14 protein-coding genes are annotated in these 15,840 nt (G+C 66.5%); 4 read left to right on the forward strand and 10 right to left on the reverse strand.

Going from position 1 to position 15,840, the window contains the following annotated elements; all coding sequences use genetic code 11:
* Positions 1–2: 2 nt before the first annotated feature.
* Entirely contained in the window at positions 3–980 is a 978-nt protein-coding gene (gene nrdF / locus B6V72_RS11515) for a class 1b ribonucleoside-diphosphate reductase subunit beta (RefSeq protein WP_088735623.1), read from the forward strand.
* A gap of 19 nt (positions 981–999) precedes the next feature.
* On the opposite strand, the gene B6V72_RS11520 is transcribed toward nrdF, so the two are convergent.
* The 7 genes from B6V72_RS11520 to B6V72_RS11550 all read right to left on the reverse strand — a co-directional run bounded on the left by B6V72_RS11520 (position 1,000) and on the right by B6V72_RS11550 (position 7,320).
* Positions 1,000–1,785, reverse strand: a complete 786-nt coding sequence (locus B6V72_RS11520; RefSeq protein WP_088735624.1) for an amino acid ABC transporter ATP-binding protein — start codon at positions 1,783–1,785, stop codon at positions 1,000–1,002.
* Positions 1,782–2,462 carry an amino acid ABC transporter permease gene (locus tag B6V72_RS11525; RefSeq protein ID WP_088735625.1) on the reverse strand — a complete coding sequence of 227 codons (681 nt, stop codon included), beginning with the start codon at positions 2,460–2,462 and terminating at the stop codon, positions 1,782–1,784. The genes B6V72_RS11520 and B6V72_RS11525 overlap by 4 nt, the downstream gene beginning before the upstream one ends.
* A gap of 72 nt (positions 2,463–2,534) precedes the next feature.
* On the reverse strand, positions 2,535–3,305 hold the full coding sequence (locus B6V72_RS11530) for an amino acid ABC transporter substrate-binding protein (RefSeq protein WP_075774678.1): 771 nt from the start codon (positions 3,303–3,305) through the stop codon (positions 2,535–2,537).
* A 241-nt stretch (positions 3,306–3,546) separates the two neighbouring features.
* On the reverse strand, positions 3,547–4,302 hold the full coding sequence (locus tag B6V72_RS11535; protein ID WP_088718773.1) for an ABC transporter permease: 756 nt from the start codon (positions 4,300–4,302) through the stop codon (positions 3,547–3,549).
* Complete coding sequence (locus tag B6V72_RS11540; RefSeq protein WP_088721673.1) at positions 4,299–5,234, reverse strand: ABC transporter ATP-binding protein; 936 nt, start codon at positions 5,232–5,234, stop codon at positions 4,299–4,301. Before B6V72_RS11540 ends, B6V72_RS11535 begins: the two co-directional genes overlap by 4 nt.
* On the reverse strand, positions 5,231–6,403 hold the full coding sequence (locus B6V72_RS11545; protein ID WP_088735626.1) for an ABC transporter permease: 1,173 nt from the start codon (positions 6,401–6,403) through the stop codon (positions 5,231–5,233). The genes B6V72_RS11540 and B6V72_RS11545 overlap by 4 nt, the downstream gene beginning before the upstream one ends.
* Positions 6,404–6,414: 11 nt before the next feature.
* Positions 6,415–7,320, reverse strand: a complete 906-nt coding sequence (locus B6V72_RS11550; protein WP_088735627.1) for an ABC transporter substrate-binding protein — start codon at positions 7,318–7,320, stop codon at positions 6,415–6,417.
* A 227-nt stretch (positions 7,321–7,547) separates the two neighbouring features.
* Between B6V72_RS11550 and B6V72_RS11555 the strand changes: the two genes are divergently transcribed.
* Together B6V72_RS11555 and B6V72_RS11560 are read left to right on the forward strand one after the other, a co-directional pair.
* On the forward strand, positions 7,548–8,936 hold the full coding sequence (locus B6V72_RS11555) for an efflux RND transporter periplasmic adaptor subunit (protein WP_168173044.1): 1,389 nt from the start codon (positions 7,548–7,550) through the stop codon (positions 8,934–8,936).
* On the forward strand, positions 8,933–12,076 hold the full coding sequence (locus B6V72_RS11560) for an efflux RND transporter permease subunit (protein ID WP_088735629.1): 3,144 nt from the start codon (positions 8,933–8,935) through the stop codon (positions 12,074–12,076). Before B6V72_RS11555 ends, B6V72_RS11560 begins: the two co-directional genes overlap by 4 nt.
* A gap of 32 nt (positions 12,077–12,108) precedes the next feature.
* On the opposite strand, the gene B6V72_RS11565 is transcribed toward B6V72_RS11560, so the two are convergent.
* Both B6V72_RS11565 and B6V72_RS11570 read right to left on the reverse strand, forming a co-directional pair.
* Positions 12,109–12,792, reverse strand: coding sequence for an SDR family oxidoreductase (locus tag B6V72_RS11565; RefSeq protein ID WP_088735630.1), 684 nt, complete (start codon positions 12,790–12,792; stop codon positions 12,109–12,111).
* A 66-nt stretch (positions 12,793–12,858) separates the two neighbouring features.
* Entirely contained in the window at positions 12,859–13,542 is a 684-nt protein-coding gene (locus tag B6V72_RS11570) for a type 1 glutamine amidotransferase domain-containing protein (RefSeq protein WP_075774670.1), read from the reverse strand.
* Positions 13,543–13,685: 143 nt separating this feature from the next.
* On the opposite strand from B6V72_RS11570, the gene B6V72_RS11575 reads away from it, so the two are divergent.
* Positions 13,686–14,594 (forward strand): LysR family transcriptional regulator, encoded by a 909-nt coding sequence (locus tag B6V72_RS11575; protein WP_075774669.1) that lies wholly within the window; start codon positions 13,686–13,688, stop codon positions 14,592–14,594.
* Positions 14,595–14,615: 21 nt separating this feature from the next.
* Here the strand turns inward: B6V72_RS11575 and kynU are convergent, their stop codons facing one another.
* Positions 14,616–15,806 (reverse strand): kynureninase, encoded by a 1,191-nt coding sequence (gene kynU, locus B6V72_RS11580; protein WP_088735631.1) that lies wholly within the window; start codon positions 15,804–15,806, stop codon positions 14,616–14,618.
* Between the last annotated feature and the right edge of the window lie 34 nt (positions 15,807–15,840).

Raw genomic sequence — 15,840 nt, forward strand, 5'->3', positions numbered from 1 at the left:
CCATGAAAGATCTGCACACATCCCGCCCCGTCCCCCGTGCCGTCAACTGGAACCGCCTTCAGGACGACAAGGATCTCGAAGTCTGGAACCGGCTCACGTCGAATTTCTGGCTGCCCGAGAAGGTGCCGCTGTCGAACGACATTCAAAGCTGGTCGCAACTGACCGAGGATGAACAGACGCTCACGATCCGGGTCTTCACCGGGCTGACGCTGCTGGACACGATCCAGAACACCGTGGGCGCGCCTGCGCTGATGGCGGATGCGGCGACGCCCCATGAGGAAGCGGTGCTGTCCAACATCGCCTTCATGGAGGCCGTGCATGCGCGCAGCTATTCGTCTGTTTTCTCGACGCTGTGCAACACCGCCGAGGTCGACGAGGCTTTCCGCTGGTCGCAGGAGAACCCGCATCTGCAGGCCAAGTCGCGGCTGATCCTCGACGAATACGACGCGACGGCGAGCCCGCTGAAGCGCAAGGTGGCGAGCGTCTTTCTCGAGAGCTTCCTGTTCTATTCGGGCTTCTACCTGCCGATGCACTGGTCGAGCCGCGCGCGCCTGACCAACACCGCCGACCTGATCCGCCTGATCATCCGCGACGAGGCGATCCACGGCTATTACATCGGCTACAAGTTCCAGCGCGCGCTGGAGCATGTGACCGAAGCCGAGCGCGCCGAGATCAAGGATTTCGCCTTCTCGCTGATGTTCGACCTCTATGACATCGAGGGCCGCTATACCGAGCAGCTCTATGACGGTCTGGGCCTGACGGAGGATGTGAAGCACTTCCTGCATTACAACGCCAACAAGGCGCTGCAGAACCTCGGCTACGAGGCGCTCTTCCCCGAAGAGGCTACGCGCGTGAACCCCGCGATCCTCGCCGCGCTCTCGCCCGGATCGGACGAAAACCACGACTTCTTCTCGGGCTCGGGATCGAGCTACGTGATCGGCAAGGCGGTCGCGACCGAGGACGAGGACTGGGCGTTCTGAACCCGCCGCCGCCCGCGCCTCAGACGGGGCGCGGGGCAGTATCCGGGGCTGCGGTCTCGCCGGTCGATTTCAGCGTGGCGATGAACCGCTTGGTGCGCTCGCGCTCGGGCGCATCGAAGACCTGCCGCGCCGGGCCGGTCTCGACCACCCCGCCGCTTTCCAGCACGACCACCCGCTCGGCGATCTGCGAGGCCAGCCGCAAATCGTGGGTGGCCATCACCATCGTCGTGCCCTCGCGGGCCAGCTGTGCCAGAACGTCAACGACTTCCGCCGCCAGTTCCGGATCGAGCGCCGAGGTCGGCTCGTCGCAGAGCAGCACTTTCGGCGACGGGGCGAGCGCGCGGGCAATCGCGATGCGCTGCTGCTGCCCGCCCGAAAGCGTCGCGGGCCAGGCATCGGCCTTATGCGCCATTCCGACCTTCTCCAAGAGCGACATCGCGCGCTCGCGGGCTTTCGCGGCAGGCCAGTTCTGCACGGTCACGAGGCTCTCCATCACGTTCTCGATCGCGGTGCGATGCGGGAAGAGCTGGAAGTTCTGGAACACCATCCCGGTCTGTTGCCGGATCGACTGGATCTGGCCGCGCGAGAGCCGCCCGCCCTCGGTCAGCGTCACCGAAGCGTCGCCGATGGCAAGCGTGCCGCTCGTCGGCACCTCCAGCAGGTTGATCGTTCGTAAAAGCGTGCTCTTGCCGCCGCCCGAGGGGCCGATCAACGCGGTCACGGAGCCCTCAGGCAAAGACAGCGAGATCCCCGACAGAACCTCGTTCTCGCCGAACCGCTTGGTGATATTCGACAGCTCGATCATGTGCGTTCCTCCAGAAAGCCGCCATATTGGCCGAGGCTCCGCTCGAGCCGCCCCTGCAGCGCCGACAGGACCGAGCAGAGCGCGAGATAGATCAGCGCCGCCTCGACATAGAGGACGAGCGGTTCATAGGTGGTCGCGACGATCCGCTGCGCCGCCTGAAACAGTTCCGGCACGGTGATCGCTGCGGCGAGCGACGTATCCTTCACCAGCGAGATGAAGCTGTTCGACAAGGGCGGCACCGCGACGCGCGAGGCCTGCGGCACAATGGTGCGGGTCATCGTCTGCCGCCAGTTCATGCCGATGGAATAGGACGCTTCCCACTGCCCCTTGGACACCGAGGACAGCGCCGCGCGCAGGATTTCCGACGTGTAGGCGCCGACATTCAGCGTGAAGCCGATCAGCCCCGCCACGAAGGCGTCGAGCGTGATCCCGAGGCTCGGCAGCCCGTAGAAGATCAGGAAAAGCTGCACCAGAAGCGGCGTGCCCCGGATCACCCAGACATAGAACCGCACGATCCACACCAGCGGACGCGGCCCGAACAGCCGGATCACCGCGCAGAGCAGCCCGAGCGCAAGGCCCAGCGTGAAGGTGATGAGCGTCAGCGGGATCGTGAAGGTCACCGTCGCCTGCAAAAGCGGCACGAGCGATGACCACATCAGGGGCAACCAGTCAGCCATAGCGGATCCTTTCTGCAAGCCTCACGCGCCTCCGGGCCGAACCCCGAAGGCGCGCGCGACTCGACATTCGGCTTACTTCGAGACGTCTTCCCCGAAATACTCTTCGGAGATTTTCTGGTAGGTCCCGTCGGCCTTCATCTCGTCGAGCGCCTTGTTGATCGCAGCCAGCAGGTCGGGCTGGTCCTTCGCGATGATCACGCCGGAATAGTTCGCATCGGGCATGGTCGCGGCCAGCTTCACGGGGGCGTCCGGCTTGTTCTTCTTGAAGTCGAGGAAGGACAGGCTGTCATTCACCGTCGCATCGGCGCGGTTCTGGATGACAAGCGCGATCGACTGATCGAACCCGTTCGTGCCGATCAGTTCGGCACCGTGATCCGAGGCGATCTTGCCGAAATTGCTCGAGAGCGTCTGGGCGGCGGTCTTGCCTTTCAGATCGTCGAAGCCGGTGATGTCGGTCTCGTCCTTGCGCACGATCAGCGCCGCTTTCGACGCGATATAGGGCTGCGAGAAATCGTATTTCTTCTTGCGCGCATCGGTGATGCCCACCTCGTTGATCACCGCGTCGTAGCGGTCGGCATCGAGCCCTGCGATCAGGCCGTCCCAGCGGCCTTCGAGGAACTTCACCTTCACGCCCAGCTTTTCGCCGATGGCGCGCGCGATGGCGACGTCGAAGCCGGTCAGCTTTCCCGATTCGTCATGGTAGGTGAAGGGCGGATAGGTGCCTTCGGTGCCGACGCGGAAGACGCCGTCTTTCTGGATATCAGCGAGGCTCGCGGCCTGGGCCGCGGGCGCCACGATCCCGGCGAGGGCTGCGATGGCGATGAGGGTGCGAACGGGTTTCATGCGAGATACCTCCGATAGGTCGAAGACGCCGCCGTGGGGCGCGTCGGAATGACAGGCGCCTTACCTAGTAACGCCGCATACCGGAGTCGATGCGCCAGACAAGCATCTGATAAAATTAGTCTTTTATCCCATCTCGTCGAGCGGAATCGGAACGAATTCCATCAATGTCCTACGCGAAAGAAAGCCTGTTCCACGGCGCGCGGTCTCGGCGAAACGCTATCGTCCTTCACCGGGCCGTGCGCTACGCTTCCGCCCCGGCGGAGGGACGCCCCAGACGGCGTGTGAGGGCGGTCTCCAGCAGGCTCAGGGCGTCATAGACGAGCACCGCGAACAACCCCACGATCACGCCGCCCTGAAGGACGAAGGCCGTGTTGCTGGTCAAAAGCCCGGCGATGATCACCTCGCCCAAAGTTCGCGCGGCCACGGTGGAGCCGACCGTCGCCGTGCCGATGGCGATCACCACCGACAGCCGAATGCCCGTCAGGATCACCGGCAGGGCCAGCGGCAATTCCACCCGGATCAGGCGCTGCCAGCGGGTCAGGCCGATGCCGCGGGCGGCCTCCATCGTCGCGGGCGGCAGAGTCGAGAGCCCGGCAATGGCCGTCTCGAAGATCGGCAGCAAGCCGTAGAGGAACAGCGCCACCAGCGTCGGCCCGGCCCCGAAGCCGAGCGCGGGCACCGCCAGCGCCAGCACCGCAACCGGCGGGAAGGTCTGGCCGATATTGGTGATCGTGCGCGACAGCGGCAGAAAAGCCGCGCCCGCAGGTCGCGTCACGAGGATGGCAAGGCCCACCGCGACCAGCGTCGCCAGCCCGGAGGCCAGCGCCACCAGCCCCAGATGGCTGAGCGAGAGCGACAGGATCGAGGCGCGCTCGTAGATCACCGGCCCGCCCGCCGGGGCGAAGGGCGCAAAGACCGGCGCGAACCAATGCGGACGCAGCACCAGCGCCAGCAGCAGCGCCACGCAGGTGGCCCGGATCGCGCCGCTGCGGCTCATGCCAGCTCCGCCGCGCGGGCGCGGATCGTCGCCAGAGTGACCCGCCCAAGCGGACGGTCGCCATCCGCCACCGGCAGCGCCTCGCAGCCGCGCCAAAGACACAGCGACAGCGCATCGCGCAGGCTGGTGTCGGGCGCGATCGGCTCGCCCTCGGCCGTCCCGTCTTCCATCACGTCCGAGACCGGGATCAACGACAAAAGCCGGAGCGGACGATCAACCCCGCCCACCATCTGCGCGACGAAATCGGTGGCGGGCTCGGCGATGATCTCGGCGGGCGTGCCATGTTGCAGAAGCTTGCCGCCATCCATGACCGCCACCCGGTCGCCCAGATGGATCGCCTCTTCCATGTCATGCGTCACCAGCACGATGGTCGACCCCAGCTGCCGCTGGATGCGCCGCAGATCGGCTTGCGCCCGGGCGCGAATGATCGGGTCGAGCGCGCCGAAAGGCTCGTCCATCAGCAGCAGATCGGGCCGTGAGGCCAAGGCGCGGGCGACGCCCACACGTTGCTGCTGACCACCCGACAGCTCCGCCGGATAACGGTCGCGAAACTGCGCGGGCTCCATCGAGAACAGGTCCAGCAACTCGTCGACCCGGGCGCTGGTCTTGTCCTTGGACCAGCCGAGCAGTTTGGGCACCGCGCCGATATTGCCCGCGATCGTATAATGCGGGAACAGCCCGTCGCCCTGAATGACATAGCCGATCCGGCGGCGCAGCTCGTGTTTGGGCAGCGCGGCGGTGGACTCGCCATTGATCCGCACCTCGCCGGAACTCGGCTCGATCAGCCGGTTGATCATCCGCAGAAGCGTCGTCTTGCCCGAACCGGAGGTGCCCACGATCACCGTGATCGTTCCGGTCTCGACCGTCATCGAAACGTGGTCCACCGCCGTCGTGTCGTCATAGAGCTTCGTGATCTCGTCGATTTCGATCATTCTTCACGCTCCGTTCGGGGGGTCGTCAGTTCGACGAGGATGTCCATTGCGATGGCCGAAACCAGCGCCAGGGCGACAGTGGGCAGCGCGCCCAGCAAGATCAGGTCGCCCGCCGTCTGGTTGAGGCCCTGAAAGACGAATGTGCCATAGCCGCCGCCGCCGATCAGCCCGGCGATCACTGCCAGCCCGATATTCTGAACCAGCACGATGCGCAGCCCGGCCAGCACCACCGGCAAGCCCAGCGGCAGTTCCACCCGCGCGAGACGCTGGCGCCATGTCATGCCCATCCCACGCGCAGCCTCGAGCGCGGAGGCAGGTGCGCTGCGCAGACCCGCCAGCACGTTGGCGACGACCGGCAGCAGCGAATAGAGGGTGAGTGCAAGGAAGGCAGGCGCGAAGCCGATCCCCGCAATACCGATCGCGCGGGCGCCGGGGATGATCCCGCTCAGCCAGCTCAGCACCGGGATCATGAGCCCGAACATCGCGAGCGAGGGGATCGTCTGCAGGAAGCTCAGCACCGGAAGCAATGCACCGCGCAGCGCCGCATTGCGGTGGCACATCACGCCCAGCGGCAGGCCGATCACCGCCGCGGCCAGCAGCGAGCCGAAGGCAAGGCCCAGATGGCGCAGGCTCGCGGTGTAGAAGGCGTCCTTGCGGCTCGCGAATTCCTGCGCGATAGACAGATCGCTCAGCGCCCCCGACCACAGCAGCGCCGCGACGAGCGCGATCACCAGCCCTAAAATTCCCGCCCGCGCTGCAGGCCCCGGCGACAGCGCGGAAAGCGCGTCGGCCATCATCAGCGCGAAGACCACCAGCAGGAACCAGAACCCGGCAGCCGGCGAGACACGCGCATACTCGCCCGCCTCGGTCAGCAGAAACGACGCGCCCGCGATCAGCAGCCAGACCAGTCCCGCGAGGCCAAGCGCCGCGCCCGCGATGCGCAAGTAAGGCCGCGCGGCGGGCAGGCCAAAGGCGAGCCCCAGCAGCATCAGCGCCATCGCGGGCGCCGTGACCTGCGGCGCGGCGACGGTCCACAGGGCGCGCCCCTCGCCCGCCACGATCCGGTTCGCGGCGAGCGTGAGGAAAGGCGTGAAGATCGCAGCCAGCCCCAAGAGCGCGAAGAGCACCCCGGGCGGCGAGAGGCCAGCGGTCACGCCCCGCACACGCATCGCTGCGGCGCTCAGTTCAACACCCCGATCTGCGTCAGGTAATCCTTCGCGACCGCCTCGGCAGGTTCACCGCCGACCTGGATACGGCCGTTAAGTTTCTGAAGCGTCTGCATGTCGAGCTTGTCGAAGATCGGGTTCAGCACTTCGGGGATCTTCGGATATTCCTTCAGCACCGCGTCGCGCACGATCGGGGTGGGCTCGTAGACCGGCTGCACGCCCTTGTCGTCTTCCATCACGACGAGCCCCGCCGCGCCCACGCCACCATCGGTGCCATAGGCCATCGCCGCGTTCACGCCCGAAGTGCCGCGCGCCGCCGCCTGAATGGTCGCCGCCGTGTCGCCACCCGAGAGAACCACGGTCTGATCGGGGCTCAATTTGAATCCGTAAGCCTTCTCCATCGCGGGCAGCACGGCGGGGGACGAAACGAATTCGGTCGAGGCCGCGAGCTTCACGTCACCGCCATTCGACACCCAGTTGCCGAAATCGGACATCGTGGTGAGGTCGTTCTTTTTGGCCAGATCGCCCGTCACCGCAATCGCCCAGGTGTTGTTGGCCGGCGCGGAATCGAGCCAGGTGATATCGTTCTGCTTGTCCAGTTCGGCCGCGCGATCATGGGCCTTTGCCGCATCCTTCCAGATATCGCTATCGGCCTCGTTGAAGAAATAGGCCGCGTTGCCGGTATATTCGGGATAGATGTCGATCTGGCCCGCGAGGATCGCCTTGCGAACGACCTGCGTGCCGCCCAATTGCAGCCGCCGCTCCACCGGCATCCCGGCATTTTCCAGCGATAGCGCGATGATATTGCCCAAGAGACCGCCCTCGGTGTCGATCTTGGAGGAGACGGTGATATCGGCCTGCGCGGTGGAGGCGAGTGCGCCCCCGAAGACCGCGGCGGCCAGGATAAGAGGATATTTCATGGCGTGTCTGGCTCCCTGAACAGGTGGCTGTGGTCGTCTCGAGATGTGATCTAGGTTGAGTGTAGGGCCCGGCCCGCGCCCGCCAAGCCTTGCTCCGATCGTCTTTGGTATTGAGAGGCTCGCGCCGCGCGCGTCCCCCTCCCTCCGGGGGGTGCGTCACATTTACGCTAGGTCGATGCGCGAAGTTCTGGGTAGATAGTGAAATGACATGAGTGATGAGGGACATCATGGCGGGAATTGGCACGGGTCTGGCAAGGCTCGCGATGGTGGCGGTGCCGACCGCGCTCGGTGTGGCGGCGATCGTCTTTGCGGGCGATCTGAAATCGCTGCCCAGTCCGAGCGAGGCGAACCGCCCGGCGGCGCTGGTGCGGGTGATCACGCTCGCGCCCACCGAGATGATCCCGCGCGTCAGCGGCTACGGCATGGTCGCCCCGGTGCGCGAGTGGCGCGCCATCGCCCGGATCGAGGGCGAGATCCGCGACATCGCCAAGCCGCTCGCGCCCGGTGACATCGTGGCGAAAGGTACGCCGCTTTTCACCATCGACGACAGCGATCTGAAACTGCAGCGCGCCAGTCTCGAGGCGCAGGTCGCCGCCTCGAAGGTCAAGGACGACACGGTGCGCACGAGCCTGGATCTGGCGCAATCCGACCTCGCGCTGGCACAGGATGAGTTCGACCGGCAGAAATCTCTCCACGATCTGGGCCGGATCACTCAGACCCAACTCGACGGGGTGCGCCGCCAACTGCTGACCGCGCAGACCAAGGTCGCCGATCTCGAAAGCCAGCTGAAGCTGAACGAGGCAGAGCGCGAAGTGCTGGATACGCAGGCGGCGACGATCGACCGTGCGATCGGGCTGTCGACGATCACGGCGCCTTTCGACCTGCGGGTCAATTCGCTCGACGCGGATCTCGGGCAATACGTCAATCGCGGTCAGGTCCTGCTGAGCGGCGAAGGCATCGAGGCCGTCGACATCTCGGCGCAATTCCCGATCGGGCGGATGGGGCCCCTGCTCCGGCTCGCGGGCGACGGCACGAAGGTCACGGATCTGAAGGCGCGCGTCACCCTGCCCGAACCCGAGCATCCCATTGTCTGGAAGGCCCGGGTCGAGCGGATGGGCGACGCGATCGACGAGACCACGCAAAGCGCGCCCGTCGTGGTGCGGGTCGACGATCCGTTGGGTCAGGCGCAGGCGGGCGAGCGCCCGCCCCTCCGGCGCAACATGGTCGTCGCGGTGGAACTCGCCGCGCCCAAGCAGAGCCTGCTCGTCGTGCCCGCCGAAGCGGTGGCGGTTGGGAGTGCAATGGTCGTCTCCGAGGATGGGACGCTGGCGAAGCGCGCAGTTAAGACCAGCTTCGTTTCGGGCGATCTGGCGGTGATCGCACAGGGCCTCAAGGCGGGCGATCAACTGGTGATCACCGACCCGTCGATCGCGGTACCGGGCATGGCGGTGAAAGCGACCGAGGACGAGGCTCGCAAGTCGGAGATCGCCGCCGAGGCGATCGGTCAGACACCTTCGAGCCCGCAACCGGGCAGCGGTGGCGGTGGCGGCGGCGGCGGCGGCAAAGGAGCCGCGCCCGAGGGCGACGCCGCCAAGCCCGCGGGGGCCGCGCAATGATCGCGCTTTTTGCCGGCCATCGCACGGCGGCCAATATCGCGATGATCGCGATTGCGGGCCTCGGGCTGATGGCGCTGCCGAGCCTGCAGCGCGACACTTTCCCGGCGACCCCGCCCTCGGATGTCTCGGTCCGTATTACCTACCCGGGCGCCGCGCCTTCGGAGGTCGAGACCGGCATCTGCACCGTGACCGATCCGATCCTCACGCGGGTCGAGAACCTTGCGAAGCTGACTTGCCTCGCGCGCGACAACAGCGCCCAGATCACCGCAGAGATGATCGAGGGCGCGGATATGACGCGCTTCTACAACGACATCAAGGACGCGGTGGACGGGATCAATTCGTTCCCCGACAAGGCTGACGATCCGGTGGTGCAGATCGTCGAGCGCACTGCCTCGGTCTCGTCGGTGGCGGTGACCGGGCCGGACGATCCGGCGGTCCTCTACGCCTATGCCCAGAGCTTCGCCGATCAACTGCGCGCCGATCCCGCGATCTCGCTGGTCTCGGTGAACGGCTTCTCCGACCGCGAAATCGCGATCGAGTTCGACCGTTCCGCGCTGGAGCGCTTCGGGCTCGACATGGGCGCCGTGGGTGCGACGCTGGCGCGCTACAGCCTCGACATGCCCGCGGGCTCGCTCGAGGGGCGCTCGGGCGAGGTGGCGATCCGATTCCTCGGCGAGAGGCGCACGCCTGCCGAGCTGGCGCAGATTCCGATTGCGGGAAGTGCTGCGGGCGGCGAGGTGCGGCTGGGCGACGTCGCCACGATCCGCGAAGGCTTCGCCGATCCCTCGCAGGCCACCTATTTCGACGGCAAGCGCGCCGCCATCGTCTCGGTCCAGAAGACCGCCTCGCAGGATGCGCTGCGGGTGCGGGCCGCGCTCGATCGCGAGATGGCGCAGGCGCAGGCCGAGGCACCGGGCAATATCCAGCTCGCGATCTCGGCGGATTCCACGCGCAACATCGTGGAGCGCCTGCGCATCATCGGGATCAACGGGTTGCAGGGTCTGATCCTCGTGCTCGTCGCGATGTGGCTGTTCTTCGGGCTGCGCATGTCCTTCTGGGTCGCGATGGGCCTGCCGATCAGCTTCCTCGGCGCGATCTTCGCGATGCAATTCCTCGGCTACACGATCAACATGATGACGATGGTGGCGCTCTTGGTCGCGACGGGCCTGTTGATGGACGATGCGATCGTGATCTCCGAAAACATCGTACGCCGTCGGCAACAGGGCGAACCTGCGCAAGTCGCTGCCGTCAAAGGCACGATGCAGGTCTTTCCCGGCGTTCTGGCTTCCTTCCTGACCACGGCAATGGTGATCGGGCCGCTCAGTTTCCTGACCGGCAATATCGGCGCGCTGCTGAAATACATCCCCATCGTATTGCTCATCACGCTGACGGTCAGCCTGATCGAAGCCTTCCTGATCCTGCCCGCCCATATGCGCCACTCGCTGCGCCACGACATGCGTCCCGGCCCCGTGCAGCGCGCGGTGAACGGCGCGTTTGATCGGCTGCGCGACCGGGTCATCGTGCCGCTTGCCGGGGTGGCGCTACGCTGGCGCTACCTGACCATAGGGCTCGCGATCTTCCTCGTGTCGCTTTCGATCGCGCCCTTCACCGGGGGCTTCCTGAAATACCAGAGCTTCCCGACGCTGGAGAGCGACACGGTCGAGGCACGGCTTCTGCTGCCTGCGGGCGCACCGCTTTCGCTGACCGAAGCGCGGGTGAGCAAGGTCGTCAAAGCGCTCAAGGAGATGGATGCCGAACTGAGCCCCGCTCAACCAGACGGCCAGCCGCTCGTCCGAAGCTACACGATCACCTATGGCAGCAATGCCGACAGCCCGACCACGGGGCCGAACATGGCCACGGTGAGCGCTTCGCTTCTGCCCGCAGGGACGCGCACCACCGATGTCGGCACTGTGCTCGATCGCTGGAAGCAGCTGGTCGGCAAGATGCCCGACATGGCCGCTTTCCGGATCACCGACAAGGAGCGCGGCGCGGGCGGCAAACCGATCGATCTGCTCGTCACCGGCCCGGATCTTGGCGAACTGGCGACCACCGCGCGCGAGTTGCGCCGCTTCTTCCGTGGCTTCGACGGGGTACGCGACGTGACCTTCGATCTGCAGCCGGGCAAGCCCGAGCTGGTGGTGCGGATGAAGCCGGGCGTCGCAAACCTGCTGGGCGTGACGCCTGCCGCGCTGGCCGGTGAGTTGCGCGCGGCCTTCCGTGGCGACAGCGCGGTCAGCTTTGCCGATGCGCGCGGTCAGGTCGATATCGTGGCCCGGCTCGCGCCCTCCGAGCGGCGCGCTATCGGCGACGTTCTGACGCTGCGGGTGCCCGGCAAGAACGGCGCGCTGGTGCCGCTCTCGGCGGTAGCGACGGTCAGCGAGACGCGCGGTTACACCACGATCACCCATGTGAACGGGCAGCGCGCGGTCTCGGTGCAGGGCACGATCGACCCGACGCGGGCCAATTCGCGCGAGCTGATGGCGGCAATGCGGGCCGATTACCTGCCCGAACTGGCGCAGAAGCGTCCCGACGTGAAGGTGCAGGTTCTGGGCGAGGAACAGGACACCGCGACCACCGGCGCGTCGCTCGTGCGTTTCATGACGGCGGGCGCGGTCGGGGTCTACCTGCTGCTGGCCTTCTACATGGGCAGCTTCATCCGACCCGTCGCGGTGATCGCGACGATCCCGCTCAGCCTGATCGGCGTGATGTGGGGGCATGTGCTGCTTGGCCTGCCTCTCTCGCTGCCGAGCCTCGTGGGGCTGGCGACGCTGGCGGGCGTCGTGGTGAACGACGCGATCCTGCTCGACGCCTTCATCGGCGAGAGACGCGCGACCGGAACCCCGATGCTCGAGGCTGGCAAAGAGGCCGTGCGCGACCGCTTCCGCGCGATCTTCCTGACCTCGCTGACGACGGTGGTCGGGCTCGGCCCGCTTTTGCTGGAGAGCTCGACGCAGGCGCAATTCCTGCGCCCGATCGTGGCGAGCCTCGCCTTCGGTCTGAGCGCGGCGACGGTGCTGTCGCTCTTCGTGACACCGGCGATCCTCGCCGTGCTCGAGGATTTCGGCGTCCGCACCGCCGATCCCGAGCCGGAGGCGCCGGAGCCTCCGGTCGAACACCCGGTCGACGCCTTGCCCGTCTGAGACGGGGCGCGAACAGACGCGCCCCGACCCGATCAGTCTTTCTTCGGCTTCGGATAAACCGGCAGATGCGGGATCAGGACGTGATCTGGCTGATCGATCGCGAAGAGGAAGGCGCGCGCGATGTCGTCGGGGCGCAGCGCGTCGGGTTTCGCCTCGTCGAAGAACGGCGTATCGACCATGCCCGGATGCAGGCAGGTGACGCGGCCACCGGCTTCACCTAGCTCCTCGCCGAGATTGTCGGCATAGCCGCGGATGAACCACTTGGTCGCCGAATAGACCGAGCCGAACATCGCGCCCTGCGACGCCTTCGAGCCGGTCAGCACCATATGCCCCTTTGAGGCGCGCAGATGCGGCAGGGTGAATTTCGCGGTGTAGGTCACGGCGAGGCAGTTCACCTCGATCATCTTCTGGAAGCTCTCGACCGATCCGGCCTCGGTGCCGCGCGCCGAGGCGCCGACGCCCGCATTGGCCAGAACCACGTCGAGTCGACCGTAATGCTCCACCGCGCGGGCGACCATGCGCTCCTGCGCATCGGGGTCGGTCACATCGGTGGGCAGCGCGAGGGCGTTTTCTTCGCCCAGATCCTTGACCAGCGCTTCGAGCTTGTCCGCGGAGCGTGCGACCAACGCCACCTTGTGACCCGCCTCGACCGCATGGCGCGCGCAGCTCTCGCCGATCCCGGTGGATGCGCCGGTGATGAGAATGATTTTCGACATGTCAGCCTCTCTGAATTTGGTGGGCACGAAGAAGGCGCCACCCGGACCGGGCAGCGCCTCTCGATATCAGCCCAGCAGGGCCAGTACTTCTTTCGCCGCCGCCTCGGACGACGCCGGATTCTGGCCCGTCACCAGACGCCCGTCGGCGACCGCATGGGGCTGCCAGTCGTCGACGCTCTCGAACTTCGCGCCGAGTTCGCGCAGGCGGGTCTCCAGCAGGAAGGGCACGACATCGGCAAGACCAACGCCACGCTCTTCGCTGTCGGTGAAGGCGGAGACCTTGCGGCCTTTCACGATGGAGTCGCCATTCTTGTCCTTCACCTTGTCGAAGGCCGCCGGGCCGTGACAGACCGAGGCGACGATCTTGCCGCCATCCCAGGCGGTGCTGATCGCCTTCGCGGCGATATCACTCTCGGCGAGGTCGTACATCGCGCCGTGGCCGCCGGGAATGTAGAGCGCGTCGTAGGCGGTGATGTCCTCGTCTTCGATGCGCGAGGGGTTTTCCAGAACCGCCTTCGCCTCTGCATCGTCGCGGAAGCGGGTGACCGAGGCCGGAGCGTCGTCGCCGGTCACGTCCGAATTCGGGTCGATCGGGATCGAGCGGCCGCCGATCGTGGCGACTTTCACCTCGTGACCGGCATCGAGGAAGGCGTAATAGGGCGTCGCCAGTTCCTCGTACCAGACACCGGTGGACTTGCCGGTATCGCCAAGGGCATCGGCTGCGGTCGAAAGAATAAGAATGCGTGCCATGGGTTTGGCCTCCTTGGTTGTGCGTTTCAGGGCATTTCCGGTCCTGTTCGTCTCGGGCCGTCAACGCGTCCCAGCAGAGATAGGTTGCGTTTACTGATCGAGAAATTGATGCACGCCACGTCAGAAATCGATATTCTGGAGACATGACGCCCGACATATCGCTTTTGCGCGTGTTCCATGCGGTCATGGAAGAACGCAATGTCACCGCCGCGGCCCAACGGCTCGGCCAATCCCAGAGCACGGTGAGCGCTGCGCTGTCACGTCTGCGTGCGGCGCTGGGTGACGAGCTGTTCCTGCGCGCCCGCTACGGCGTGGAACCGACCGAGAAGGCGCTCGAGATCGCGCCCGACATCGCCGCCGGACTGGAACGGCTGGAACAGGCCTTCCGTGCCGCCGAGCCCTTCGATCCCGCGCGCACCACGCGCCGCTTCCGGCTCTTGCTGGGGCCGTACGCCGAGATCGTGCTGGTGCCGGAGCTCGCTGCCGCCTTTGCGGAGCGGGCCCCGTCGGCCCGGCTGGAGATCGCGCCGATCGGGCCCGACCTGGACCCGCGACAACTCGCCGGTCGGGCCTTCGATCTGGCGGTCGGGCGCTTCGACTCGCCGCCTGAGGATCTCGTGGTCTCGGAGCTGTTCGACGACGGGTTCCGCTGTATCGTCGCGCCGCAAGCCTTGCCGGAAAGCGTGATGCTGGATCGTGACCTCTACGAGAGCCTGCCGCATGTGGTCGTCTCGCCGCCCGGCAATTGGCGCACTGGCGTTCACAAGCGCACGGAAGCGACTGGTCTGCGCCGCAACACGGCCGTCGTGGTCACGCATTTCCTGACCGCTGCACCCGCCGTCGCGCGGCTGGGCGGCATCGCCACGGTGCCAGCCCGTGTGGCCGCGATGACCGCCGGCCCCTACGGCTTGCGCAACGTGCCTGTGCCGGTCGACCTCGGCACCTTTCCCAGCCAGATCGCATGGCACCCACATCTGCGCCGCGATCAGGGCCATGTCTGGCTGCGCGAGCTGATCCGAGAGGTCGTCGCCGAATTCACGTCGCCGGACTGACGGAAGTTCTAATACGTCCGCTCAAGTGACCCGCCCACGCGCCTTGAAAGCGGGGGTATCCCAAGCCCGCTCGGCCATTACCTCGCCGAGGATTTCGGCGGCGCGCGTCACGTCGCCCTCATCGAGGTAAAGGGGCGTGAAGCCGAAACGCATCGCATCCGGGGCGCGGAAATCCCCGATCACTCCGCGCGCGATGAGGGCCTGAACCACGGCGTAACTGTCAGCGAAACCGAACGAGACCTGGCTGCCGCGCGCCTCCGGGCCGCGCGGGCTGAGCAGCGTCAGCTCGGGGCAGCGCGCCTCGACCTCGCGGATGAACAGCTCCGACAACGCGACGGAGCGCGCCCGCACCTCATCCATCGTCAGCCCGTCCCAGACCTTGAGCGCCTCTTCGAGCGCGGTCATCTGCAGGACCGGCGGCGTGCCGACGCGCATCCGCTCGACCGCGCGGCCGGGGCGATAGTCGAGATCGAAGGCGAAGGGCGCCTCATGGCCGAGCCAGCCGCTGAGTGCGGGGCGCACCGTCTCGGCAATGTCGGGGCGGACATAGATGAATGCCGGGGCGCCGGGGCCGCCATTGAGATATTTGTAGGTGCAGCCGACGGCGAATTCGGCCCCGTTCGCCGTCATGTCCACCGGCACCGCGCCGGCGCTATGTGCGAGATCCCAGATCATCACCGCCCCGACCGCGTGGGCCTTGCGCGTGATCGCGTCGAAGTCGTGCATCCGGCCCGTGCGGTAATCGACCTGCGTCAGCATCACCACCGCGACCTCTCCGGTGATCGCGTCCGCCACATTTTCCGGGGCGGGCGTGCGCAGCTCATGCCCGCGACCCAGTGAGCGGATGAGCCCATCCGCCATGTAGAGATCGGTCGGGAAATTGCCCGTGTCCGACAGGATCACTTTGCGGTCGGGGCGCATTTCCAGCGCTGCCGCCAGCGCCTGATAGACCTTGATCGAGAGCGTATCGCCCAGCACGACCGACCCTTCCGGCGCCCCGATCAGCCGACCGATGAGGTTGCCGACGCGGGCGGGCTGATCCATCCATTGCGCCTCGTTCCACCCCCGGATGAGCATCTGCCCCCATTCGTCGCGCGCGCAGCTCTCCAGCCGCTCCGCCACGCCGCGCGGCAGCGGCCCGAGCGAGTTCCCGTCGAGATAGATCACCCCCTCGGGCAGATCGAATAGGTGCTTTCTCGGCAGGTTCGGCATGATGGTCTTCCTCTTGTTGTCGCGGCCCGCGGCG

The organism is Thioclava sp. F34-6 (assembly GCF_002213235.1).
Classification (GTDB): Bacteria; Pseudomonadota; Alphaproteobacteria; order Rhodobacterales; family Rhodobacteraceae; genus Thioclava; species Thioclava nitratireducens.

Coding starts and splice junctions, on each gene's coding strand:
- nrdF (WP_088735623.1), top strand. CDS start 3: ATGAAAGATCTGCACACATCCCGCCCCGTCCCCCGTGCCGTCAACTGG.
- B6V72_RS11575 (WP_075774669.1), top strand. CDS start 13,686: ATGACGCCCGACATATCGCTTTTGCGCGTGTTCCATGCGGTCATGGAA.
- B6V72_RS11555 (WP_168173044.1), top strand. CDS start 7,548: ATGGCGGGAATTGGCACGGGTCTGGCAAGGCTCGCGATGGTGGCGGTG.
- B6V72_RS11525 (WP_088735625.1), bottom strand. CDS start 2,462: ATGGCTGACTGGTTGCCCCTGATGTGGTCATCGCTCGTGCCGCTTTTG.
- kynU (WP_088735631.1), bottom strand. CDS start 15,806: ATGCCGAACCTGCCGAGAAAGCACCTATTCGATCTGCCCGAGGGGGTG.
- B6V72_RS11550 (WP_088735627.1), bottom strand. CDS start 7,320: ATGAAATATCCTCTTATCCTGGCCGCCGCGGTCTTCGGGGGCGCACTC.
- B6V72_RS11560 (WP_088735629.1), top strand. CDS start 8,933: ATGATCGCGCTTTTTGCCGGCCATCGCACGGCGGCCAATATCGCGATG.
- B6V72_RS11530 (WP_075774678.1), bottom strand. CDS start 3,305: ATGAAACCCGTTCGCACCCTCATCGCCATCGCAGCCCTCGCCGGGATC.
- B6V72_RS11570 (WP_075774670.1), bottom strand. CDS start 13,542: ATGGCACGCATTCTTATTCTTTCGACCGCAGCCGATGCCCTTGGCGAT.
- B6V72_RS11565 (WP_088735630.1), bottom strand. CDS start 12,792: ATGTCGAAAATCATTCTCATCACCGGCGCATCCACCGGGATCGGCGAG.
- B6V72_RS11535 (WP_088718773.1), bottom strand. CDS start 4,302: ATGAGCCGCAGCGGCGCGATCCGGGCCACCTGCGTGGCGCTGCTGCTG.
- B6V72_RS11540 (WP_088721673.1), bottom strand. CDS start 5,234: ATGATCGAAATCGACGAGATCACGAAGCTCTATGACGACACGACGGCG.
- B6V72_RS11520 (WP_088735624.1), bottom strand. CDS start 1,785: ATGATCGAGCTGTCGAATATCACCAAGCGGTTCGGCGAGAACGAGGTT.
- B6V72_RS11545 (WP_088735626.1), bottom strand. CDS start 6,403: ATGCGTGTGCGGGGCGTGACCGCTGGCCTCTCGCCGCCCGGGGTGCTC.